This window comes from Kribbella pittospori, from assembly GCF_004331465.1.
Lineage (GTDB): Bacteria > Actinomycetota > Actinomycetes > Propionibacteriales > Kribbellaceae > Kribbella > Kribbella pittospori.
Genome location: NZ_SJKB01000001.1, coordinates 1,015,648 through 1,035,318 on the forward strand (window position 1 = coordinate 1,015,648; position 19,671 = coordinate 1,035,318).

15 protein-coding genes and 1 riboswitch are annotated in these 19,671 nt (G+C 69.1%); of the genes, 11 read left to right on the top strand and 4 right to left on the bottom strand.

Annotated elements, in window-relative coordinates:
• Positions 1-2 precede the first annotated feature (2 nt).
• A complete protein-coding gene (locus E0H73_RS04630; protein ID WP_131351669.1) occupies positions 3-1,367 on the bottom strand; it encodes an aminotransferase class V-fold PLP-dependent enzyme in 1,365 nt (454 codons plus the stop codon).
• Positions 1,368-1,383: 16 nt separating this feature from the next.
• Positions 1,384-1,497: riboswitch (SAM riboswitch) on the bottom strand.
• Between the two features lie 143 nt (positions 1,498-1,640).
• Between E0H73_RS04630 and E0H73_RS04635 the strand changes: the two genes are divergently transcribed.
• From E0H73_RS04635 to E0H73_RS04685, 11 genes are all read left to right on the top strand, one after another.
• Entirely contained in the window at positions 1,641-2,360 is a 720-nt protein-coding gene (locus tag E0H73_RS04635; protein WP_131351672.1) for a hypothetical protein, read from the top strand.
• Between the two features lie 5 nt (positions 2,361-2,365).
• Positions 2,366-2,890, top strand: coding sequence for a DinB family protein (locus E0H73_RS04640; RefSeq protein WP_131351675.1), 525 nt, complete (start codon positions 2,366-2,368; stop codon positions 2,888-2,890).
• Between the two features lie 73 nt (positions 2,891-2,963).
• The gene (locus E0H73_RS04645; protein ID WP_131351678.1) at positions 2,964-5,054 is read left to right on the top strand and encodes a DUF6351 family protein; all 2,091 of its coding nucleotides are present in this window, start codon (positions 2,964-2,966) and stop codon (positions 5,052-5,054) included.
• A gap of 26 nt (positions 5,055-5,080) precedes the next feature.
• Entirely contained in the window at positions 5,081-5,869 is a 789-nt protein-coding gene (locus E0H73_RS04650) for a DUF4184 family protein (RefSeq protein WP_165555483.1), read from the top strand.
• Positions 5,870-6,140: 271 nt separating this feature from the next.
• Positions 6,141-8,570 carry an FtsK/SpoIIIE family DNA translocase gene (locus E0H73_RS04655; protein ID WP_131352532.1) on the top strand — a complete coding sequence of 810 codons (2,430 nt, stop codon included), beginning with the start codon at positions 6,141-6,143 and terminating at the stop codon, positions 8,568-8,570.
• 1 nt (position 8,571) lies between these two features.
• Positions 8,572-9,138 (top strand): hypothetical protein, encoded by a 567-nt coding sequence (locus E0H73_RS04660; protein ID WP_131351683.1) that lies wholly within the window; start codon positions 8,572-8,574, stop codon positions 9,136-9,138.
• Between the two features lie 115 nt (positions 9,139-9,253).
• Positions 9,254-10,006 (top strand): helix-turn-helix domain-containing protein, encoded by a 753-nt coding sequence (locus E0H73_RS04665; protein ID WP_131351686.1) that lies wholly within the window; start codon positions 9,254-9,256, stop codon positions 10,004-10,006.
• Between the two features lie 277 nt (positions 10,007-10,283).
• Positions 10,284-11,990 carry a MiaB/RimO family radical SAM methylthiotransferase gene (locus E0H73_RS04670; protein WP_131351689.1) on the top strand — a complete coding sequence of 569 codons (1,707 nt, stop codon included), beginning with the start codon at positions 10,284-10,286 and terminating at the stop codon, positions 11,988-11,990.
• On the top strand, positions 11,987-12,604 hold the full coding sequence (gene pgsA, locus E0H73_RS04675; RefSeq protein WP_131351692.1) for a CDP-diacylglycerol--glycerol-3-phosphate 3-phosphatidyltransferase: 618 nt from the start codon (positions 11,987-11,989) through the stop codon (positions 12,602-12,604). Before E0H73_RS04670 ends, pgsA begins: the two co-directional genes overlap by 4 nt.
• Before the next feature lie 71 nt (positions 12,605-12,675).
• Positions 12,676-13,209 carry a CinA family protein gene (locus tag E0H73_RS04680; RefSeq protein WP_131351695.1) on the top strand — a complete coding sequence of 178 codons (534 nt, stop codon included), beginning with the start codon at positions 12,676-12,678 and terminating at the stop codon, positions 13,207-13,209.
• A gap of 163 nt (positions 13,210-13,372) precedes the next feature.
• Positions 13,373-13,663 (top strand): helix-turn-helix domain-containing protein, encoded by a 291-nt coding sequence (locus E0H73_RS04685; protein ID WP_131351698.1) that lies wholly within the window; start codon positions 13,373-13,375, stop codon positions 13,661-13,663.
• Between the two features lie 20 nt (positions 13,664-13,683).
• Here the strand turns inward: E0H73_RS04685 and E0H73_RS04690 are convergent, their stop codons facing one another.
• From E0H73_RS04690 to E0H73_RS04700, 3 genes are all read right to left on the bottom strand, one after another.
• Entirely contained in the window at positions 13,684-14,130 is a 447-nt protein-coding gene (locus E0H73_RS04690; protein WP_131351701.1) for a DUF4262 domain-containing protein, read from the bottom strand.
• An 84-nt stretch (positions 14,131-14,214) separates the two neighbouring features.
• Complete coding sequence (locus E0H73_RS04695) at positions 14,215-15,021, bottom strand: Fpg/Nei family DNA glycosylase (RefSeq protein WP_131351704.1); 807 nt, start codon at positions 15,019-15,021, stop codon at positions 14,215-14,217.
• Between the two features lie 3 nt (positions 15,022-15,024).
• Complete coding sequence (locus E0H73_RS04700; RefSeq protein WP_131351707.1) at positions 15,025-19,644, bottom strand: ATP-dependent helicase; 4,620 nt, start codon at positions 19,642-19,644, stop codon at positions 15,025-15,027.
• Between the last annotated feature and the right edge of the window lie 27 nt (positions 19,645-19,671).

The following is a 19,671-nucleotide window of genomic DNA, read 5'->3' on the forward strand; positions in this document are numbered from 1 at the left end:
CGTCACCAGATCCGGGGGGCCTGGAGGTCGCGGGGGTCGGCGACGGGCTGACAGCCGTGGGCGGTGTCCTCGTACTCCGTCCGCGGTCCGCTCGTGGCCAGCGTCCGTACGGCGTTGACGAGACGGTCCACGTGCTCACGCGTCGTACCGAGGCCGAGGCTCGCCCGTACGGCGGTGCCGTGCTCGGGGGAGCCGGCGAGCAGGTGTCCGACGAGGGGATGCGCGCAGAACTTGCCGTCGCGCACACCGATGCCGTACTCCGCGCTCAGGGCCGCCGACACCAGCGTCGAGCTCAGCCCGGCGATCGTGAAGCAGACAGTGCCGACGCGGTCCGCATCCTCAGCGAAGATCGAGTACGTCGTGACGCCGGGGAGCTGAGCGAGACCGGTGCGGAGCCGGGCAAGCAGGCTGCGCTCGTGCTGCTCGATTGCGTCGCGGTGCTTCGTGATTGCGGCGCACGCCGAGGCCAGTGCGATCGCGCCGATGACATTGGGGGAGCCGCCCTCGTGGCGTGCCGGACCGGTAGCCCAGACCACGGCGTCGCCGGTGACTGCGGTCGTGGCGCCGCCGCCGTACAGGTACGGGTCGGCGGCGTCGAACCAGTCCGCGCGGCCGATCAGCGCACCGGCGCCGTACGGGGCGTAGAGCTTGTGGCCGGACAGTGCGACCCAGTCGACGTCCAGCTGCTCGATGTCAACGGCGCGGTGCGGCGCGAGCTGGGCGGCGTCCAGGCAGACCCTGGCTCCGTGAGCCCTGGCGACTGCGGCGATCTCGGCGATCGGGAAGATCTCGCCGGTGACGTTGGACGCGCCGGTGACCACGACCAGCCGTGGGCCTTCCGGGGCGGCCCGGAGCGCGTCCGCGACGTTTGTCACGACCTCGGTCGGGGAGCTCGGCGCGGCGAGGCGGACGGTGCGGTCGGCCGGCCAGGGGAGGAGCGCGGCATGGTGCTCGGACTCGAAGACGATCACCGTCGCGTCCGCGGGCACGACATGGGCGAGCAGGTTGAGAGAGTCGGTGGTCTGCCGGGTGAAGATCACCTGGTCGTCGGCACGGCCGCCGACGAAGGCATGCACCTCGGCGCGAGCCTGCTCGTACCACTGCGTCGTGATGCGGGAGGCGTAGCCGTTGCCGCGGTGCACCGACGCGTACGACGGCAGTGCGGCCTCGACGCTGGCGCGGACCGACTCCAGACACGGCGCACTCGCACCGTGGTCGAAGTTCGCGTAGTCCGTCACCCGGCCGTCGGCCAGTGGGACCAGGAGGTCCGAGCCGACGGTGGCCGGGACGCTGCCGGTGACGAGCCGGGCGACGGTCGGCCGCGGGGTCGTCGTACTGGCAGGCTCGAGGATGGAGAGGATCGACATGGTGCTGCTCCCAGGAAGTCCGCGCTTGCCGAACGGGGTATCCGCACGGCCCGGTCTTCACCCGGGGCACCCCACCGCGGAGGAGGGTTGCCGGCCAGCAAGCCGGGGCTTGACGCTGGCACTCATGACCTGCCGAGAACGGTAACGAACGGGCCACGATCGACGCCAGCCCAAATCTCGTGATGTGAGATTGCCGAGCGCATGTTGAGACACCGGTCCGGACCGCAACCTTCCGCGCCGCTGTTGCGTCCGACCGGGCGGGAGGTGGTGGGGATGTGGTGGAAGAAGAAGGCCAGCTGTCCGGTCCGGAGCGTGGAGCAACTCTGGATCGAGGAGAACCTCGACTGGTTCGTCGCCGAGTTCGGTGACGAGCTCCTGCGCCGGCCGGTGGTGGTTCCCGAGGAGTCGTGGTTCCCGGCCGGGTACAGCGGCTCGGAGGACGACGTACGGGCGGTGTTCCGGAAGCTGTGCGATCACGTGGAGGTGCCGGCGGACCGGGTCCGGCTGGACCTCGAGCCGGATGAGCCAGACGAGCTCGTTGCGAATCTGGGCCTGAACTCCGAGTCGTCAGGGGCGGCCGGGCACTGGCGTCAGCGCGACGGCGCCACCATCGTGACGGTGGACATGAAGCAGGCGCAGCGACCGGTGGCTCTGGTCGCGACCATGGTGCACGAGCTCGGCCACGAGCGGCTTCTGGGCGAGGACCGGATCGATCCGGACCGGCGCGACGGCGAGCCGCTGACCGACCTGTTCACGGTCTTCGTCGGCTTCGGGATCTTCAGCGCCAACGCGTCCTTCGAGTTCTACCGGACCCATACCCACTACGGGACTTCCAAGCTCGGCTACCTGACCGAGGCGATGTACGGGTACGCACTCGCGCGGTACGCCTGGCTGCGCGGTGAGACCGAGCCGGCCTGGGCGGAGCGGCTCGACACCAACCCCCGCGAGTGGATGAAGCAGGGGCTGCGCTTCCTGGAGGCTGGTGTTGGATAGGGGCCATGACGACGGAGTGGACAGCGCCTGACGTAGACCGGCCCGACGGCTCGCTGACCGCGCCGGAACGCGAGTTGCTGCAGGGGTATCTGAACTTCTACCGCACCACGCTGCTGTTCAAGTGCGCCGGTCTGACGCCGGGACAGCTGGCCGAGCGCCCGTCGCCGCCGTCGAACCTCTCGTTGCTCGGACTGATCCGGCATCTGACCAAGGTCGAACGCATCTGGTTCCGCATCCACTTCGCGGACGGAGAACCGGCCGAGCCGCTGTTCGCTCCCGAGCTTGGTAAGGACGCCGATTACGAGCTGATCGATCCGGCCGAGGCGCAGGCGGCGTACGACGGTCTGATCGCGGAGTGGAAGCTGTCCGACGACGCGGCCGCCGGGCGGTCGCTCGACGATCGCTTCACCTTCGGTGGCACCGAGTCGACGCTGCGGATGATCTACATCCACCTGATCGGGGAGTACGCGCGGCACTGCGGTCACGCCGACCTCGTCCGTGAGCAACTGGACGGCACTACCGGCGCGTGAGTGGTCCACTCCAATCTGGAAATCGATTGCCTTGACCCTTCCGGTCTGCATCGCGCTGTGATCGACTCGTCGCATGAAGCGACCGACCGCCCTCGTTCTGCTCCTGATCGCCCTACTCTCCAGCCTGCTCGCGGTGCCCGCGCATGCCGCGGGGATCCGGTTGGAAGTGCTCTCGTCGCCACGGCCGGACATGGTCAGCGACGGCAACGTGTTGGTCGGGGTCCACGGCCCGAACCTCGACCGCGTCACGGTCCGGCTGGACGGGCGCGACGTCACCGACGCCTTCGCCCGGACCGGTGATCACCTGACCGGCCTGGTCGACGGTCTCGTCGATGGCCGCAACACCATCACGGCCGACCGCGAGCGGCTGGTGGTCACGAACCACCCGCGCACCGGCCCGATGCTCGCTGGTCCGCACGAGACGCCCTACGTCTGCGGGACGGCCGACTTCACCACGCTCGCGAAGGTGAAACTCGGGCCACCGACGGATGCGAACTGCTCCGTGCCGACCAGGGTCGACTACCTCTACCGGTCCACGATCGACCGGTCGCTGAAGGTGCTGCCCCCTGATCGGCCCGCGGACCTCGCGACCACGACCACCTCGGACGGCCGGACCGTGCCGTACATCGTCCGCGTCGAGACCGGCGTGATCAACCGGTCCATCTACGAGTACGCCGTACTCCATGACCCGGCGGCAGGCGAGCCGGACGTGCGACACGCGCCGACGGGGTGGAACGGCCGGCTGATCTACACGTTCGGCGGCGGCTGCCCGGGCGGCTGGTACCAGCAGGGCAGCGGGACCGGCGGCATCAACGACGACCTGATGCTCGGTCGCGGGTACGCCGTGGCGTCGTCGAGCCTGAACGTGTTCGGTGTCAACTGCAACGGCGTACTGGCCGCCGAGACGATGTCGATGACGCGGGAGCACATCGCCGAGACCATCGGCGTACCGCGGCAGACTGTCGGTTGGGGCTGCTCGGGTGGGTCGTACCAGGTGTTCCAGATCGCCGACGACTACCCGGGGCTGCTGGACGGGATCGTTGCGTCCTGCGTGTTCCCCGAGGTCGGATTCGCGACCCTGCACACGATCACGGACGCGCTGCTGCTGGACCACTACTTCCAATCCGCGACCGGCTGGACCGACGAGCAGAAGCGGGCCGCGGCGGGCTTCGGCAAGGTCGGCACGATCGCCAACCTGGCCGGCGCCGGCAGGCGGATCGACCCGCGGGTCTATTGCCCTGGGCAACTTCCGGTGGAGCAGCGGTACGACCCGGTGACGAACCCCGGCGGTGCGCGCTGCGACGTCTACGACCACCAGGTGAACGTCTGGGGCAAGGATCCGGCGACCGGCGCGGCCCGGCGTCCGCTGGACAACGTCGGGATCCAATACGGCCTGGATGCTTTGAATTCCGGCAAGATCACCGCGGACCAGTTCCTCGACCTGAACCGGGCGGTCGGCGGCTTCGACACCGACGCGAACTTCGTCCCCGCCCGGACCGTGGCGGATCCGTCCGCGATCAGTACGGCGTACCGGACCGGGCAACTGATCAACGGTGGTGGGGGATTGGCGAGTACGCCGATCATCGACTACCGGCAGTACTGGGACGAACTGCCGAACGGCGACATCCACCTGATCTTCCACTCGTTCTCGCTGCGGGAGCGGCTGCGCAAGGCGAACGGTGATGCCGCCAACCAGGTGATGCTGGTGCAGGCCGGTGACGCTCCTGGTGGATTCAGTACGACGAACCCGGTGCTGGCCGACGCACTGACGGCGCTGGACCACTGGATGGACGCCACGGACACTGACACCCGGCCCGGTTCGCCGCACGCGCGGCTGCTGCGCAACAAGCCGGCGTCGCTCGCAGAGGGGTGTTGGAGCCCGGAGGGCGAGAAGATCGTCGAGACGCAGGTCAACGGCATCGGTACGACTCGGTGCAACACCCTGTATCCGGTGTGGCCGTCCCCGCGGCAGGTGGCCGGGGCATCCGTTGCCAACGACATCATCAAGTGCCGGCTCCAGCCGCTGAAGCCGTCGGACTACAAGGTGCCGTTCAGTCCAGCCCAGTGGGAGTCGCTGCGGCAGGCATTCCCGAACGGTGTCTGCAACTGGAAGGCAGCCGGCCTCGGCCAGCAGCCGCTGGCGGGAAGCTGGCCGACCTTCTGACCTCTGGTCTTCCTAGGCTGCGGGACGTGCCGTTCACGCTCGCGCATCCCGCAGCCATCCTGCCCCTGGTCCGACGTCCATTGGTGGCGTCGGCCCTGGTGGCAGGTGCGGTGGCGCCCGACCTGCTGTACCTCGACCCGATCTACCGCTTCGCCACGCAAGGGATCAACGGCAACTTCACGCTGACCCTCACGCATAAGCTGTCGTCCGCGCTGTGGCTCGACCCTCTCCTGGCTCTGATCTTGCTGGTCGCCTTCACCGTGGTGGTTCAGCGCCCACTGCTCGCGCTCGCGCCGGCTGGTCTGGCTGCTCGTCTGCCCACCCCGTCGTTGCGGGTGCCCTCGACGGCTGTCGTCCTGTGGACGGTCGTGTCGGCGATGATCGGCGCCCTCACGCATGTCCTGTGGGACTCGTTCACCCACTACGACGGCTACTTCGTCCTCCGGTATCACTCGTTCTTCACGGCACAGGTGACTGGCGCATGGGACGTCAACCGCATCCTGCAGTACGTGAGCACCGTCGGGGGCTGCCTGGTCCTCGCCATCTGGCTCTACCGCTGGTACCGCCGGGTTGATCCGCAGTCCGTCGCAGGGGAGGACCACGTCCCGCCGTGGGTCCGGTACGTCGTACTGGCCGCGATGGTGCTCATCGGCCTGGCCGGCGACGTCGTACAGCTGAGCAGGACGGACCTCGTCGGCGAGGCGGTCGCCCGGTCGGTGCTGACGGGAGTCGCCTCCGGATGCTTGGCGGCGCTCGCCTGGTACGTCGTCCTCTGGCACCTCTTCCGGCTCCGGCGCCGCGTGGCCGCGCTGTGACGCTACGGATGGGGCAGCGTGATCGGCGTGTGACACGTGGGACTCGAGAGGTAATCGGGGTAGCCTGCTAGATATGGCGACCCGCACGTCTTCCCCGGCGCGGGCGCAGAAGTCGGCAGCCAAACGGCCGAGTACGGCTCGTTCGGCTGCTGGTGGACGCTCCCGTCCGTCAGGCGCCCAGAAGCGTGGGCAGAGCGCGAAGCGCGGTGGATCCACCGCCGCGCGGACCAGTACGCCCAAAAACGGCGGAGCGGGCCCGTTCGCGGCCGCCATGATCGCTCTCGGCCGCGGTGTCGTGAAGATCTGGATCGGTATCGCGCACCTGCTCGGCAGCATGGTCCGCGGCATCGGCCACGGCGCCCGCGACCTCGACCCCGAGCACCGCCGCGACGGCGCCGGCATGTTCCTGATCGGCCTGGCGGTCGTGGTGGCCGCCGCCATCTGGTGGGATCTCCCGGGCGCGGTCGGGCACGGCATCCGGACTGTCGTCGGCGGCAGCGTCGGCATGCTTGGCTGGGCTGTGCCGTTGCTGCTGCTCTTCGTCGCGGTTCGCACGCTGCGTCACCCGGACCGCAACGGTCCGGCTGGACGCCAGGTGATCGGCTGGACCGCCGTCTCGCTCGGCGTACTCGGCCTGGTCCACATCGCCAACGGCCTGCCCCGCCCGGGCAACCCGGCCGATGCTCCGCTGCAGGACGCCGGCGGCGCGATCGGGTACGTCGTCTCCTCACTGCTCTCGGACCTGCTCACGCAGTACGTCGCTGCGCCGCTCCTGGTCCTGCTCGCGATCTTCGGTGCGCTGGTGATCACCGCGACTCCGGTTTACGCGATCCCGCTCCGCGTCCGCGCGGCGTTCGACGTACTGATGGGGCGTACGGCGCTGCCGGAGGACGCTCCGTCCGTCGCGGCCGCACCGACCGACGACACCGTGCGGCTGACCCGCAAGGAGCGCCGGGCCAAGGCCGCCGCGGACGAGGAGGACGGGGAGCCGACGGTCAAGCCGTACGACTCGCCGGTGCTCGAAGGACGCGAGATCTCCAAGCGCGGCCGAAAGCCGAAGGCGACGCCTGCGCCGGACGAGGACGCGTACGACGTCGACGGCGATGCGGCCGCTGCTGCCGCTGCCGCCGCGACCGGGCCGGTGGTTGCCTCGAGCAAGTCTTCGGACGGGCCGCCCGAGCCGCCGCCGCACACTCCACTGCCGCAGCGCGTGGAGCAGCTCAGTCTGTCCGGCGACATCACCTACACGCTGCCCGACGGCCAGATGCTCAAGCCGGGCTCGGTGCACAAGGCGCGGACCAAGGCGTCCGATCAGGTGGTCGACCGGCTGACCGAGGTCTTCGAGCAGTTCGGCATCGACGCCCAGGTCACCGGCTACACGCGCGGCCCGACAGTCACTCGCTACGAGGTCGAGCTCGGCTCGGCGGTGAAGGTCGAGAAGGTCACTGCGCTGTCGAAGAACATCGCCTACGCGGTGGCCTCGGCCGACGTACGCATCCTCTCGCCGATTCCGGGCAAGTCCGCGATCGGCATCGAGATCCCGAACACCGACAAGGAGATCGTCAGCCTCGGCGACGTGATCCGGTCGGCGACCGCCCGCAACGACCACCACCCGATGGTGGCCGGCCTGGGCAAGGACGTCGAGGGCGGCTTCGTCGTCGCGAACATGGCGAAGATGCCGCACCTTCTGGTTGCGGGTGCCACCGGCTCGGGTAAGTCGTCGTTCGTGAACTCGCTCATCACCTCGGTCCTGATGCGGGCCACCCCGGACGAGGTGCGGATGATCCTGGTCGACCCCAAGCGGGTCGAGCTGAACAACTACGAGGGCATCCCGCACCTGATCACGCCGATCATCACCAACGCGAAGAAGGCCGCCGAGGCGCTGCAGTGGGTCGTCCGCGAGATGGACATGCGGTACGACGACCTGGCCGCGTTCGGGTTCCGGCATGTCGACGACTTCAACAAGGCGGTCCGCACCGGCAAGGTGAAGCCGCCGCCGGGCAGCGAGCGGGTGCTGACGCCGTACCCCTATCTGCTGGTCATCGTCGACGAGCTGGCCGACCTGATGATGGTCGCGCCGCGCGATGTCGAGGACTCGATCGTCCGGATCACCCAGCTGGCCCGTGCGGCCGGCATCCACCTGGTGCTCGCGACCCAGCGGCCGTCGGTGGACGTGGTGACCGGTCTGATCAAGGCGAACGTCCCGTCCCGGCTGGCGTTCGCGACCTCGTCGCTGGCCGACAGCCGGGTCATCCTGGACCAGCCGGGTGCGGAGAAGCTGGTCGGCCAGGGTGACGGCCTGTTCCTGCCGATGGGTGCGAGCAAGCCGATGCGTATCCAGGGCGCCTGGGTGACCGAGTCCGAGATCCGCGGCGTGGTCGAGCACTGCAAGACCCAGCTGGAGCCGACGTACCGCGAGGACGTCACCGCTGTGGCCGGGCCGAGCAAGGACCTGGACGACGAGATCGGCGACGACCTCGACCTGGTCGTGCAGGCGGCCGAGCTGATCGTGTCGACGCAGTTCGGTTCCACGTCGATGCTGCAGCGTAAGCTGCGCGTCGGCTTCGCCAAGGCGGGTCGCCTGATGGACATCCTGGAAAGCCGCGGAGTCGTCGGACCGAGCGAGGGTTCCAAGGCGCGCGACGTACTGGTCAAGCCGGACGATCTAGAGGACTTCATCGCGACCCTGCGAGGAGAGTGACGTGACCGCCGCTAGTGCGCAGCCCCGGACCGATCGCTTCGACGGGGATCCCAAGCCGGTGCCGTTCACCATCCGTTCCTCCCAGAAGGTGCACGGGGGACTGGCCCTCGGCGCGGCCCTGGTCGCGGTGGGCTTCGCCGCATCCGCCTCCACCAGTCCGACCGGCGTACTGCGCTGGATCGCGGCCGCGGCGTTCGCCGTACTTGCCGTGATCTGCGCGCGGGCCTTGACGGTCGGGGACATGCTGGTCGCCGACGACGTGGGGATCCGGTTGCGAATCGGCAACGAATGGATCGGGACCCGGTGGGAGGACATCGACCAGGTGACGGTGCTGAAGCGCCGCCATCCGCTCGACGACGGCCGGATAGCCGTTCATTTACAGGATCCTGGGCCGATCCTCGGCGCGATGCCGAGTTCGAGCCGCAAGAGAACCGATGCGAATCGGCGGTTGACCGGCTCGTCACTCGCGGTACCGTTCGGGTTGACGGCACGCCCGTCGAACGGGGAAGTGATACAGGCACTGCACATGCTGGCGGACGCCAGGTGTCCGGTCACGGAACAACTCTGAGTCTGGCGTGACCCCGTCGCACCAAGGCCGTTGACTTGATGTCGAGGGTCCAAGCCGTCGGCGAGACGACGACGGCCCGAGCAACCAGTCGGGCGATGGAGAGGACGGTGGGGACGTGAGCATCGGCAGCGAGCTCACGGCGGCCCGCGAGCGGGCCGACATGACGATCGAGCAGCTGAGTGCCGCCACCCGGATCAGAACCGGGCTGCTCGTCGCCATGGAGGCCGACGACTTCTCTCGCTGTGGTGGGAATTTCTACGCCCGCGGGCACATCCGCTCGATCGCTCGCGTGGTCAAGGCCGACCCCGCGCCGCTGCTCGCGACCTTCGACGCCGAACACGCCGTCGAGGAGGAGAAGTCTCGCCGCGAGGAACGTGCCGTGGTCAAGCGGCCCTCGCTGCACCCGGCCCGCCCGCGCTGGGCCGTCGTGGTCGGCGCGATCCTGGTCGGCCTGATGGGCTGGGGCATGGTCCGCCTCTTCACACTGCCCAGCGACATCGAGGCCAACGCGTCCAAGTCCGCCAGCACCACGCCGGCCGTGACTACGCCGGTGGTGTCGAAGTCGACGCCCACGCCGAAGGCGACCCCCAAGCCTCCGCCGAAGCCGCCGGCCCCGACTCACGTGAAGCTGGTGCTGACCGCGAAGGGCGATGGCTCATACGTCACATTGCGGAACAGCAAGGGCAAGCGCCTCTTCCAGGGCATGGTCGGTCCCGGTGTGACCCAGACCATCACCAACAAGGGCATCGTCCGAGTCTCCATCGGCGCGCCCGCCAACCTCGTCCTGAGCCTGAACGGCGAGCGCCTGCGAACCACCCTCTACCGCTTCACCGTCAAACCCGACGGCACCATCGTGAAGTCCTCCTGACACCACCAGCCGCGAGCTGCCGCGGCCCGGCGCCACGTGCTCCACAGTTGCCGCGGGCTGACACAGTCCCACCCTCCCTGGCGCCGCGAACGCCTCGACGACATCACCGTCGAGAGCACGGGACCGGCTTGAGTTGTCGCAGGTGCGGTCGGATCCGGTCGCTCGTTCGGTGCCTGTTCTGCCCGGCAGGACTGGCGCGTGCGGTGGGGTGTGCAGGCGGTATGGAAGGTGATGGCTGGTTAGGTGGGGGACTGCGCGGCGAGTCATACTCGTGGGGATGACTACGCCACCCACCACCGTCGCCCTGGTCACGCTGGGCTGTGCCCGCAACGATGTCGACTCCGAGGAACTCGCCGGCCGTCTCGAAGCCGGTGGCTTCCAGCTCGTCGAGGACGCCGCCGACGCGGACACTGTGGTGGTGAACACCTGTGGCTTCGTCGAGGCCGCCAAGAAGGACTCGGTCGACACCCTCCTGGCTGCCGCCGACTACAAGGACTCCGGCCGCACCCAGGCAGTCGTCGCAGTCGGCTGCCTCGCCGAGCGGTACGGCGAACAACTCGCCGACGCACTCCCTGAGACCGACGCGGTCCTCAGCTTCGACGACTACGCGGACATCTCTGATCGCCTCCGCTCCATCCTGTCCGGCACTAAGCACCAGCCCCACGTCCCGCGCGATCGCCGCAAACTCCTCCCGCTGGCCCCGTCCGCCCGAGCCGCCACCACCGGCGTAGCCATCCCCGGCCACGGCGACCACATCCCTGCCGAACTCAAGCCCGTGCGGTCCATCGACTCGGTGGAATCTGACGACGGATCCCAACCACTCAAGGGACGCTTCGTCACGACTGCTCCCGAGGAGTTGACGATCGACGCGCCGGATCTCACGTCGGCGCCGGCGAGCGGGCCTCGGGTCGTGCGTCGCCGGCTGGACGGTGGACCGATGGCTCCGCTGAAGCTGGCGTCCGGGTGCGACCGGCGCTGTGCGTTCTGCGCGATCCCGATGTTCCGCGGCGCTTTCGTCTCCCGCCGTCCGACCGAGGTCCTCGGCGAGGCCCAGTGGCTCGCGGAGAACGGCGTCCGCGAACTGTTCCTGGTCTCCGAGAACTCCACCTCGTACGGCAAGGACCTCGGCGACCTGCGCCTGCTCGAGACCCTGGTCAGCGAGGTCGCGGAGGTCCCGGGGATCGCCCGCGTCCGTGTCTCCTACCTGCAGCCCGCGGAGATGCGCCCGACCCTCATCACCGCAATGACGTCGACGCCGGGCGTCGTCCCGTACTTCGACCTCTCCTTCCAGCACGCCTCCGGCCCGCTGCTTCGCCGCATGCGCCGCTTCGGTGATGCCGAACGCTTCCTGGACCTGATCGCCCAGGTCCGCGCCACGGCGCCGACGGCCGGGATCCGCAGCAACGTGATCGTCGGCTTCCCGGGCGAGACGGAGGAGGACGTCGACATCCTGTGCGACTTCCTCTCCCGCGCCGGCCTCGACGCGATCGGCGTCTTCGGCTACTCCGACGAGGACGGCACCGAGGCCGAGACGTACGACGGCAAGCTCGACGAGGACACCATCGCCGCCCGCCTCGACCGCGTCACCCGCCTCGCCGAGGACCTCACCTCCGCCCGCGCCGAGTCCCGCGTCGGCGAACTCCTCGAAATCCTCCTCGAGTCCGTCGACCCGACCACCGACCAGTCCACCGGCGCCGAAGCCGACGCAGCCACCGGCACCGAAGCCGACGCGGCCACCGGCACCGAAGCCGGCGTCGACGCCGAAACCGGCCTGGCCGACGGACGGTCGGGTGAGGGACGGGCGGCTCATCAGGGCCCCGAGGTGGACGGTTCGACGACGGTGATCGGCCTTCCGGACGGGGTCAACGTCGGTGACATGGTCTCGGCGAAGGTGGTCGGGACGGACGGTGTGGACCTGATCGCAGAGTTTGCGGCACTCGTGAGCCCCCAGGACAGCCGTCCGGCAGCTAACCTGACCGCGTGACCAACCCGCCGAACCCGGCGCCGCGCGCAGCCGGCCACCTTCACGCGCCCAGCGCGTGGAACGTGCCGAACGCGCTCACGGTGTTGCGGCTCGTCCTGGTCCCGCTGTTCGTCTGGCTGCTGCTTCGCGACGGCGGCACCGAAGACGGCAACCGGTTGCTCGCCACCGCCGCGTTCGTGGTGGCGATCGTCACCGACCGCTTCGACGGCGACATCGCCCGCCGGTGGAACCTGGTCACGAACTTCGGCAAGATCGCCGACCCGATCGCGGACAAGGCGCTCACCGGAGCGGCGTTCATCGGCCTGTCCATCCTCGGCGAGCTCCCGTGGTGGGTGACCGTGGTCGTCATGGTCCGCGAGTGGGGCGTCACGGCCCTCCGCTTCTGGGTGATCCGGCACGGTGTGATGCCCGCCAGCCGCGGCGGCAAGCTGAAGACCGTCCTCCAGGCGATCGCTCTCGGCCTCTACCTCCTTCCGTGGCAATCGGTGGCGGTCCTCCACTGGACCGCCGTAGTCGTGATGGCCGCGGCCGTCATCGTGACGATCGTCACCGGCATCGACTACGTAGGCCGAGCCCTCCGCTTGCGAGCCGCGGCAAAACGCCCCCTCCCATGACTTCCTGCGGTCGTCGGCCGGAGCGGTGTGTCGGGTGCGCGATGGCTGGATAGGTGACTGGTGCCGAGCGGATGGAGGGTGCAGTGGCGGACGGCGTCGTAGTTGGTGGGGGAGCGGACGACGAGCTGGGAGAGGCAGTACGGCGGCTGGTCGCGCGGCTGAAGGACCGCGGCGAGACCCTGGCCACTGCTGAATCGTTGACGGGCGGACTGGTCGGCGCAGTGCTGACCGACGTGCCCGGCGTGTCGGCCGTCTACCGGGGCGGTCTGGTCGTCTACGCAACCGAGCTGAAGGCCCAGCTGGCAGGCGTGCCTGAGGACCTGCTGGCGGCTGTGGGGCCAGTTCACCCGGACACGGCCGAAGCCCTGGCCAAGGGCGTACGAGAGCGTCTGGACGCCACCTACGGGCTGGCGACGACCGGTGTGGCCGGGCCCGACCCGCAGGGAGGCATCGAGGCCGGGACTGTGTACGTCGCGGTGGCCGGACCGGGCACTGTGCAGGTGCGGAAGCTTGCGTTGAGCGGTGACCGCGCAACTGTCCGCAGGCGGAGCGTCCAGGCAGTTTTGGAACTCGCGATCGATCTTGTGCCGGAAGATCTCGACTGATCGGTGTGTTGAGACCAGCATGGGGAGAGGTAAGGCAGACTGGCACGGCGCACCGAAGGTGGACATTGCGAGGAGTAGTGACCCAGCAACGGGTACCGTTGGTTCCTACGGTCGAGCTACCGTGCGGGTAGAGACGACCGGACAGGCGGAAGGGAGAAAGCTCATGGTGCTGGTTCGTGGCCTGCTGGGCGACGTACTGCGGCGTAAGCGGCTGCGCCAGGGGCGCACTCTCCGCGAGGTATCCGCCGATGCTCGCGTCAGCCTCGGCTACCTGTCCGAGGTGGAGCGCGGCCAGAAGGAAGCCTCCAGCGAGTTGCTCGCGGCGATCTGCATGGCTCTCGAGGTCCCGCTGTCGACGGTGTTCGCCGAGGTCAGCGAGGACTTGGCCCGCGAAGAGGCCCTGGTCCTGACGCATCCGGCCATCGAGCCCGAGGTCGTTGCCTCCGCCGCCTGACACCACGCTCAGGCACCTCATCACACGCTCCGTCCGGGAGCGACCGGCTGGATCAGGCCGGTCCTGGTCGGCCAGATCAGCTGCAAAGCCGGTATCGGGCCGGCGCCGGGCTCCCTGAACATGCTGTTCGCGGTGAACAGATGCGTCGCCGAGTCGGGAAACCGCAGCAACTCGGCCTGCTCCGGCGGCGGGAAGTACTCCGACAGGTCGTCACCCTCGTCGAACACCGCCCCACCCATCACCGCCCAGGCGAGCGGCTTCACACCCAGATAGGCCCAGCGTGGATCGCTGTCGAACACGATGATCTCCGGATGATCGTGCAGGCTGAGCCCGAGCGAGTAGCCGAACCCGGGATTGCGGTCGCCGTCGCCGTCGACGTACTGCATCGTCCAGCCGTAGGTCTGGATGTTCTGGACCAGTTGCCGCGAGTACTGCTCGTCGGTCAAACCACCGCACCGGTCGCACATCACCTTCTCCTCTCGTTCGAACAGATGTTCGATACGCTGGAGAAGATATCCGTGTTCCGGCCCGTCGCCGGGGTTGTCCACAGGTCAGTTCGCGGGCTCACCTTCCGGCGCGCCGGGCTGGCATACCGGGCACCAGTAGCTGACCCGCTCGCGGGTCGGTTCGCCGATCGACGCCGTCCGAATCTTCGTGCCGCAGCGCCTGCACTGTTTGCCGGCGCGCTCGTGCACCCAAGACCGCCGGCCGGGCCGGTCGATGCCGGTACTCACCTGGGTGCCGTTGCGCAGGTTGGCTTTCATCAGCCGTCGGCTGAGGTCGACGGCAGCGGGGATGTCGACGTCCGAGACTGGTCGCCAAGGGTCGAGACCGAGCAGGAAGCAAACCTCGGAGCGGTAGAAGTTCCCGATCCCGGCCAGGTTCCGCTGGTCCAGGAGTGCCTCGCTGATGGTTCGTGCGGGATCGGCCTCCAGGTTCGCGATCGCCTGGTCGCGGTCGAACGACGGAGACAGCAGATCCGGTCCAAGGTGGCCGACTACGGTGTCTTCGGCGTCCGTCGCCACCAACTCGAGCACCGGCAGACGGTAGCCGACGGCCTTCCATGCGGCGGTCTCCAGCACTGCTCGAATCTGGTGGTCCGGCCCGCCGTGCCAACGCTCGCCAGGCCGATACAGATGCCAGCTCCCGTCCATCCGTAAGTGGCTGTGCACCGTAATCCCGCCGGACACGCGCATCAGCAGGTGCTTGCCGCGCGCAATGACCTCGAGCATGGTCCGGCCGCTCAGATCGGTTGTCGCCAGCGTGGGCACGCGGAAGTCCGTCGCCGTCAGCTCCTGGCCGCTGAGTGCCTGATGCAGCCTTTTGCACGCCCGCCAGACGGTGTCTCCCTCAGGCATGGCTCAGGCCCGTAGCCGCAGGCCCCGCGGCGTCGCATGGAAGCCTGCCTTCGCCAGGGCATCACCGAATGCGGTATGCCGGACCTGCTCGCCGTCGGCCGTCTCCACACTCAGCTTCCCGAGTTGGCCGTCGCGGATCGACAGCGCGAGCGCGTCGACGGCCGGCTGCAGCAGATCGGGGTCTTCAGCGAAACTCAGCACCGTCCGCCCACCACGCTCGACGTACACGATCAGCTGTCCGTCCACCATCACGACCAACGCTCCGGCCTTCCGCCCAGGTCGATGACCGCTCGCACTCTCGCGCTCCGGCCACGGCAGTGCCGCGCCGTAGGGATTCGCCGGGTCGGAAGCCGCCAGTACGACGGCCCGCGCCGACAACTCCTCGTCTCGACGATTGCGCCCCGCACCAACTCGGACAGGACGGATGTCGGCGCTCCCCACCGTGCCAGGCAGCTCGGCCATCGCCCGCAGCCTGTCGACCGCACCGGGCAGCGCGAACTGCGCCGCGCCGAGGCCGGCCACGAAGTACCCACGACGGCACCGCCCGGACTCCTCGAACGCGCTCAGCACCTTGTAGACAGCAGCGAACCCACCCGGCGTCCGCTCGGTGATCACCGATCCCCGCGTGACGATCCCGTACCGATCGAGCAGCGTCTCTGCGGCAGCATGGGCTCGCCGGGTCGCGTCCTCACTCCGCTCCGGCAGTAGCGACCAGCGCCCACCAGCGGTCGGAGGTCCACTGCGGGCCGGCATGGCTGGACGGCCAGGCCGGATCGGACGACCCGGCCGAGCACGAGGCGTCGTACGACGGGTCCGATGACTGCCGCGACCTCCACCAACCAGCGATCGCACCGGCGCGAGTGTGTCGTTGGTCAGATGTCCGGCCCAGACGAGATCCCACAACACGCCGACCAGCGTTTGATCGTCCACCACACCCGACGCTGCGCCGACGACATCGCTCAGCTGACGAAAGAAGAACGCACCGCCACCCGACAACGCGTCAAGCACCGCCTGATGCGTCTCACCCGGCTCGAACGACGGATCCGGATCGGGCAGCGTCAGATCGCAGTTGTCCGCGAGATGCAAGGACACCCACCCGTCGGTCCCCGGCAGCGAACCCGAACCCGCCCACACGACCTCACCGGTCGCCGTCAGCTCATCCAGCATCGACGGCTGATATCCCGGCACCCGCGACGGCAGCACGATCGACTCGAGCGCCGACGCCGGCACAGCACATCCCGCCAGCTGCTCGACCGCTCCGAGGAGTACGTCGTACCCACGCCCACGGCTACTGGTGATGCCCTGCCACGCAGGCAGGAAGCGCGCGAGCGCGGACGGATCGACCGGCTCGACCTCCTTGCGCAACGCCGCCAGCGACCTGCGCCGGAGCAGCCGCAGCACCTCGCTGTCGCACCACTCCAGCGCGATGCCACCAGGCAGGAACTCGCCCTCGACGACGCGCCCGGCCGCGCCCAGCCGACGCAACGCATCGGTGACGACGGCGACGCCGATGCCCAAGTGGGTCGCAAGATCGATGGCCCGGAAAGGCCCGTGCGTCCGCGCGTACCGCGACACCAGATCCCCGAGCGGATCGGCGACCGGCTCTGCATGCGCCTCCGCAACCCCCGGTGGCAGCGGTACGCCGAGCGCGTCGCGCAAACGTGCGACGTCCTCGACCACGGCCCACCGGTGCTCGCCGGCGATCCGAACCCGCACCACCCGGCGAGCGGCCGCCAGCTCAGTCAGCCAGGACTCCGCATCAGCACCGTCCACGCACCGCTGCGATGCCTCGGACAACGACAGTGGGCCGACCATCCGCAGTACGTCGAACAGCCCTTCGCCATCGCGCGCACGGCGATCCTCGGCGAGCCGCTGCAGCTCGGCCTCGGTCCGCAGAACCACCTCGGCGTCGAGCAACTCACGCAGCTCGGTCCGCCCGAGGAGCTCCGCCAGCAGGCTCTGATCCAGCGCGAGCGCGGCCGCACGCTTCTCCGCGAGCGGCGTGTCACCCTCGTACATGAAGGCGCCCACGTAGCCGAACAGCAACGACTTCGCGAACGGCGAGGCCTCGGACGTCTCCACCTCGACCACCGAGATCCGCCGCTCGCTGATCCCGGTCAGCAACTCCTTCAGCGCCGGCAGGTCGTAGACGTCCTGCAGCACCTCGCGCAACGTCTCCAGCACGATCGGGAACGAGCCGTACTTGCTCGCCACACTCAGCAGCTGCGCGGACCGCTGCCGCTGCTGCCACAGGGGCGAACGTCGCCCAGGATTCCGCCGGGGCAGCAGCAATGCCCGCGCAGCGCACTCCCGGAACCGCGCAGAGAACAGCGCCGATCCGCCGACTTCTCCGGTGACCAGATCCTCGATCTCCGCCGGGTCGAACAGCACGAGCTCCGCACCCGGCGGCGCCTCGTCCGTCTCTGGCAGCCGCAGGACGATCCCGTCGTCTCCCGACACCGACTGGGCATCCATCCCGTAGCGCTCACGCAGTCTCGCCGCGATCGCCAGCGCCCACGGCCCGTGCACCTGACCGCCGTACGGCGAATGCACGCAGACTCGCCAGTCGCCGAGCTCGTCGCGGAACCGCTCGACGACCACGGTCACGTCATCAGGCACCCGGCTCGTCGCGTCTCGCTGCTCGGCGAGGTACGACACCAGGTTGTTCGCTGCGTACTCGTCCAGGCCGGCAGCCCGCGCCCGCTCGACCGCCTTGCCCGCCGGGAGGGAGGCCATCTTCCGAATGAACGCACCGGTCGCCTCACCCAACTCGGCCGGACGGCCGACCGCGTCACCCTTCCAGAACGGCAACCGCCCTGGCTGTCCGGGCGCGGGGGAGACCAGCACGCGGTCATGCGTGATGTCCTCGATCCGCCAGCTAGAAGCTCCGAGGGTGAACACGTCGCCCACCCGCGACTCGTACACCATCTCCTCGTCCAGCTCGCCGACGCGATGGTTGGTCGACTCGCCGACCAGGAAGACACCGAACAACCCGCGATCGGGAATCGTCCCACCGCTGGTCACCGCCAGCCGCTGCGCACCCGGCCGGCCGGAGATCTCCCCACTGACCCGGTCGAACACGATCCGCGGCCGCAGCTCGGCGAACTCGTCCGACGGGTACCGGCCCGACAACATGTCGAGGACCCCGTCGTACGCCGATCGTGGCAGCGTTGCGAACGGGGCGCAGCGTCGTACCAGAGCAAAGAGCTCGTCGGCGTCGATCGTGTCCAGCGCGACGATCGAGACGATCTGCTGCGCCAGCACGTCGAGCGGATTGGCCGGGATGTGCAGGCTCTCGATCAGCCCGTCCCGCATCCGCTGCACGACGACGGCCGTGTCGATCAGGTCGCCGCGGAACTTGGGGAACAGCACTCCGCGCGACACCGCCCCCACCTGGTGACCGGCACGGCCGACCCGCTGCAACCCACTGGCCACCGACGGCGGCGCCTCGACCTGGACCACCAGATCGACCGCGCCCATGTCGATGCCGAGCTCGAGACTGCTCGTCGCGACCACACACGGCAGCCGCCCCGACTTCAGGTCAGCCTCGATCAGCTGCCGCTGCTCCTTGCTGACCGAACCGTGGTGCGCCCGCGCGACCAGCGGCGGAGCGGCGAGCGAGGCACCGGACTGGGCCATCACCTGCGCCGGCGAACCGGCTTCGGCAAGCTCCAGCTCGGCTCGCTCGGCGGCGATCTCGTTCAGCCTCGCGGTGAGTCGCTCAGCCAGGCGCCGTGAGTTGGCGAAGACGATCGTGGAGTTGTGCTGATCGATCAGGTCGTAGACCTGCTCCTCGACATGTGGCCAGATGGATGCGTGTTGCGGCGGACCGGCGGCCGATCCGGACGTCTCCAGCTCGGTGCTCGCCAGCTCGGCCATGTCCTCCACCGGCACGACCACACTCAGGTCCCACTGCTTGGCGAACTTCGGCTGGACGACGGTCACCGGCCGCTCCCCGCCGAGGAAGCGCGCCACCTCATCGACTGGGCGCACAGTCGCCGACAAGCCGATGCGCTGCGCAGGTTGGGGCAGCAGTGAGTCCAGCCGCTCCAGTGTGAGCGCCAGATGTGCGCCGCGCTTCGTCCCGGCGACCGCGTGCACCTCGTCGATGATCACCGTCTCCACGCCGCGCAGCGACTCGCGCCCTTGCGACGTCAGCAGCAGGAAGAGCGATTCCGGCGTGGTGATCAGTACGTCGGACGGCCGGGTGGCGAAACGGCGTCGCTCACCGGCCGGTGTGTCTCCGGACCGCACCGCGACCTCGATCTCGAGCGGTGCCTCACCGAGCCGTCGTGCCGTCTCCCGGATCCCGATCAGCGGGGCGCGCAGGTTCCGCTCGACGTCGACCGCGAGGGCCTTCAGCGGCGACACGTAGAGCACCCGGCAGCGCAGTTTGGGGTCATCCGGCGGGGGAGTCGTGGCCAGGCGGTCCAGAGCCCACAGGAAGGCGGCCAAGGTCTTGCCTGAACCCGTCGGGGCGACCACCAGCGCATCCCGGCCCGCGGTGATGGCGTCCCATGCCTCGAGCTGGGCCGGGGTGGCCGCCTCGAAGACATCGCCGAACCACGCCCGGGTCGCGGGCGAGAACCGGCTCAACGCGCTGGTTTTCGTCACGTCGCCCATCTTGCCGGGTCCCGCCGACAGTTTTCA

Coding starts and splice junctions, on each gene's coding strand:
- E0H73_RS04630 (WP_131351669.1), bottom strand. CDS start 1,367: ATGTCGATCCTCTCCATCCTCGAGCCTGCCAGTACGACGACCCCGCGG.
- E0H73_RS04635 (WP_131351672.1), top strand. CDS start 1,641: ATGTGGTGGAAGAAGAAGGCCAGCTGTCCGGTCCGGAGCGTGGAGCAA.
- E0H73_RS04640 (WP_131351675.1), top strand. CDS start 2,366: ATGACGACGGAGTGGACAGCGCCTGACGTAGACCGGCCCGACGGCTCG.
- E0H73_RS04645 (WP_131351678.1), top strand. CDS start 2,964: ATGAAGCGACCGACCGCCCTCGTTCTGCTCCTGATCGCCCTACTCTCC.
- E0H73_RS04655 (WP_131352532.1), top strand. CDS start 6,141: ATGATCGCTCTCGGCCGCGGTGTCGTGAAGATCTGGATCGGTATCGCG.
- E0H73_RS04670 (WP_131351689.1), top strand. CDS start 10,284: ATGACTACGCCACCCACCACCGTCGCCCTGGTCACGCTGGGCTGTGCC.
- E0H73_RS04680 (WP_131351695.1), top strand. CDS start 12,676: ATGGAGGGTGCAGTGGCGGACGGCGTCGTAGTTGGTGGGGGAGCGGAC.
- E0H73_RS04685 (WP_131351698.1), top strand. CDS start 13,373: ATGGTGCTGGTTCGTGGCCTGCTGGGCGACGTACTGCGGCGTAAGCGG.
- E0H73_RS04690 (WP_131351701.1), bottom strand. CDS start 14,130: ATGTGCGACCGGTGCGGTGGTTTGACCGACGAGCAGTACTCGCGGCAA.
- E0H73_RS04695 (WP_131351704.1), bottom strand. CDS start 15,021: ATGCCTGAGGGAGACACCGTCTGGCGGGCGTGCAAAAGGCTGCATCAG.
- E0H73_RS04700 (WP_131351707.1), bottom strand. CDS start 19,644: ATGGGCGACGTGACGAAAACCAGCGCGTTGAGCCGGTTCTCGCCCGCG.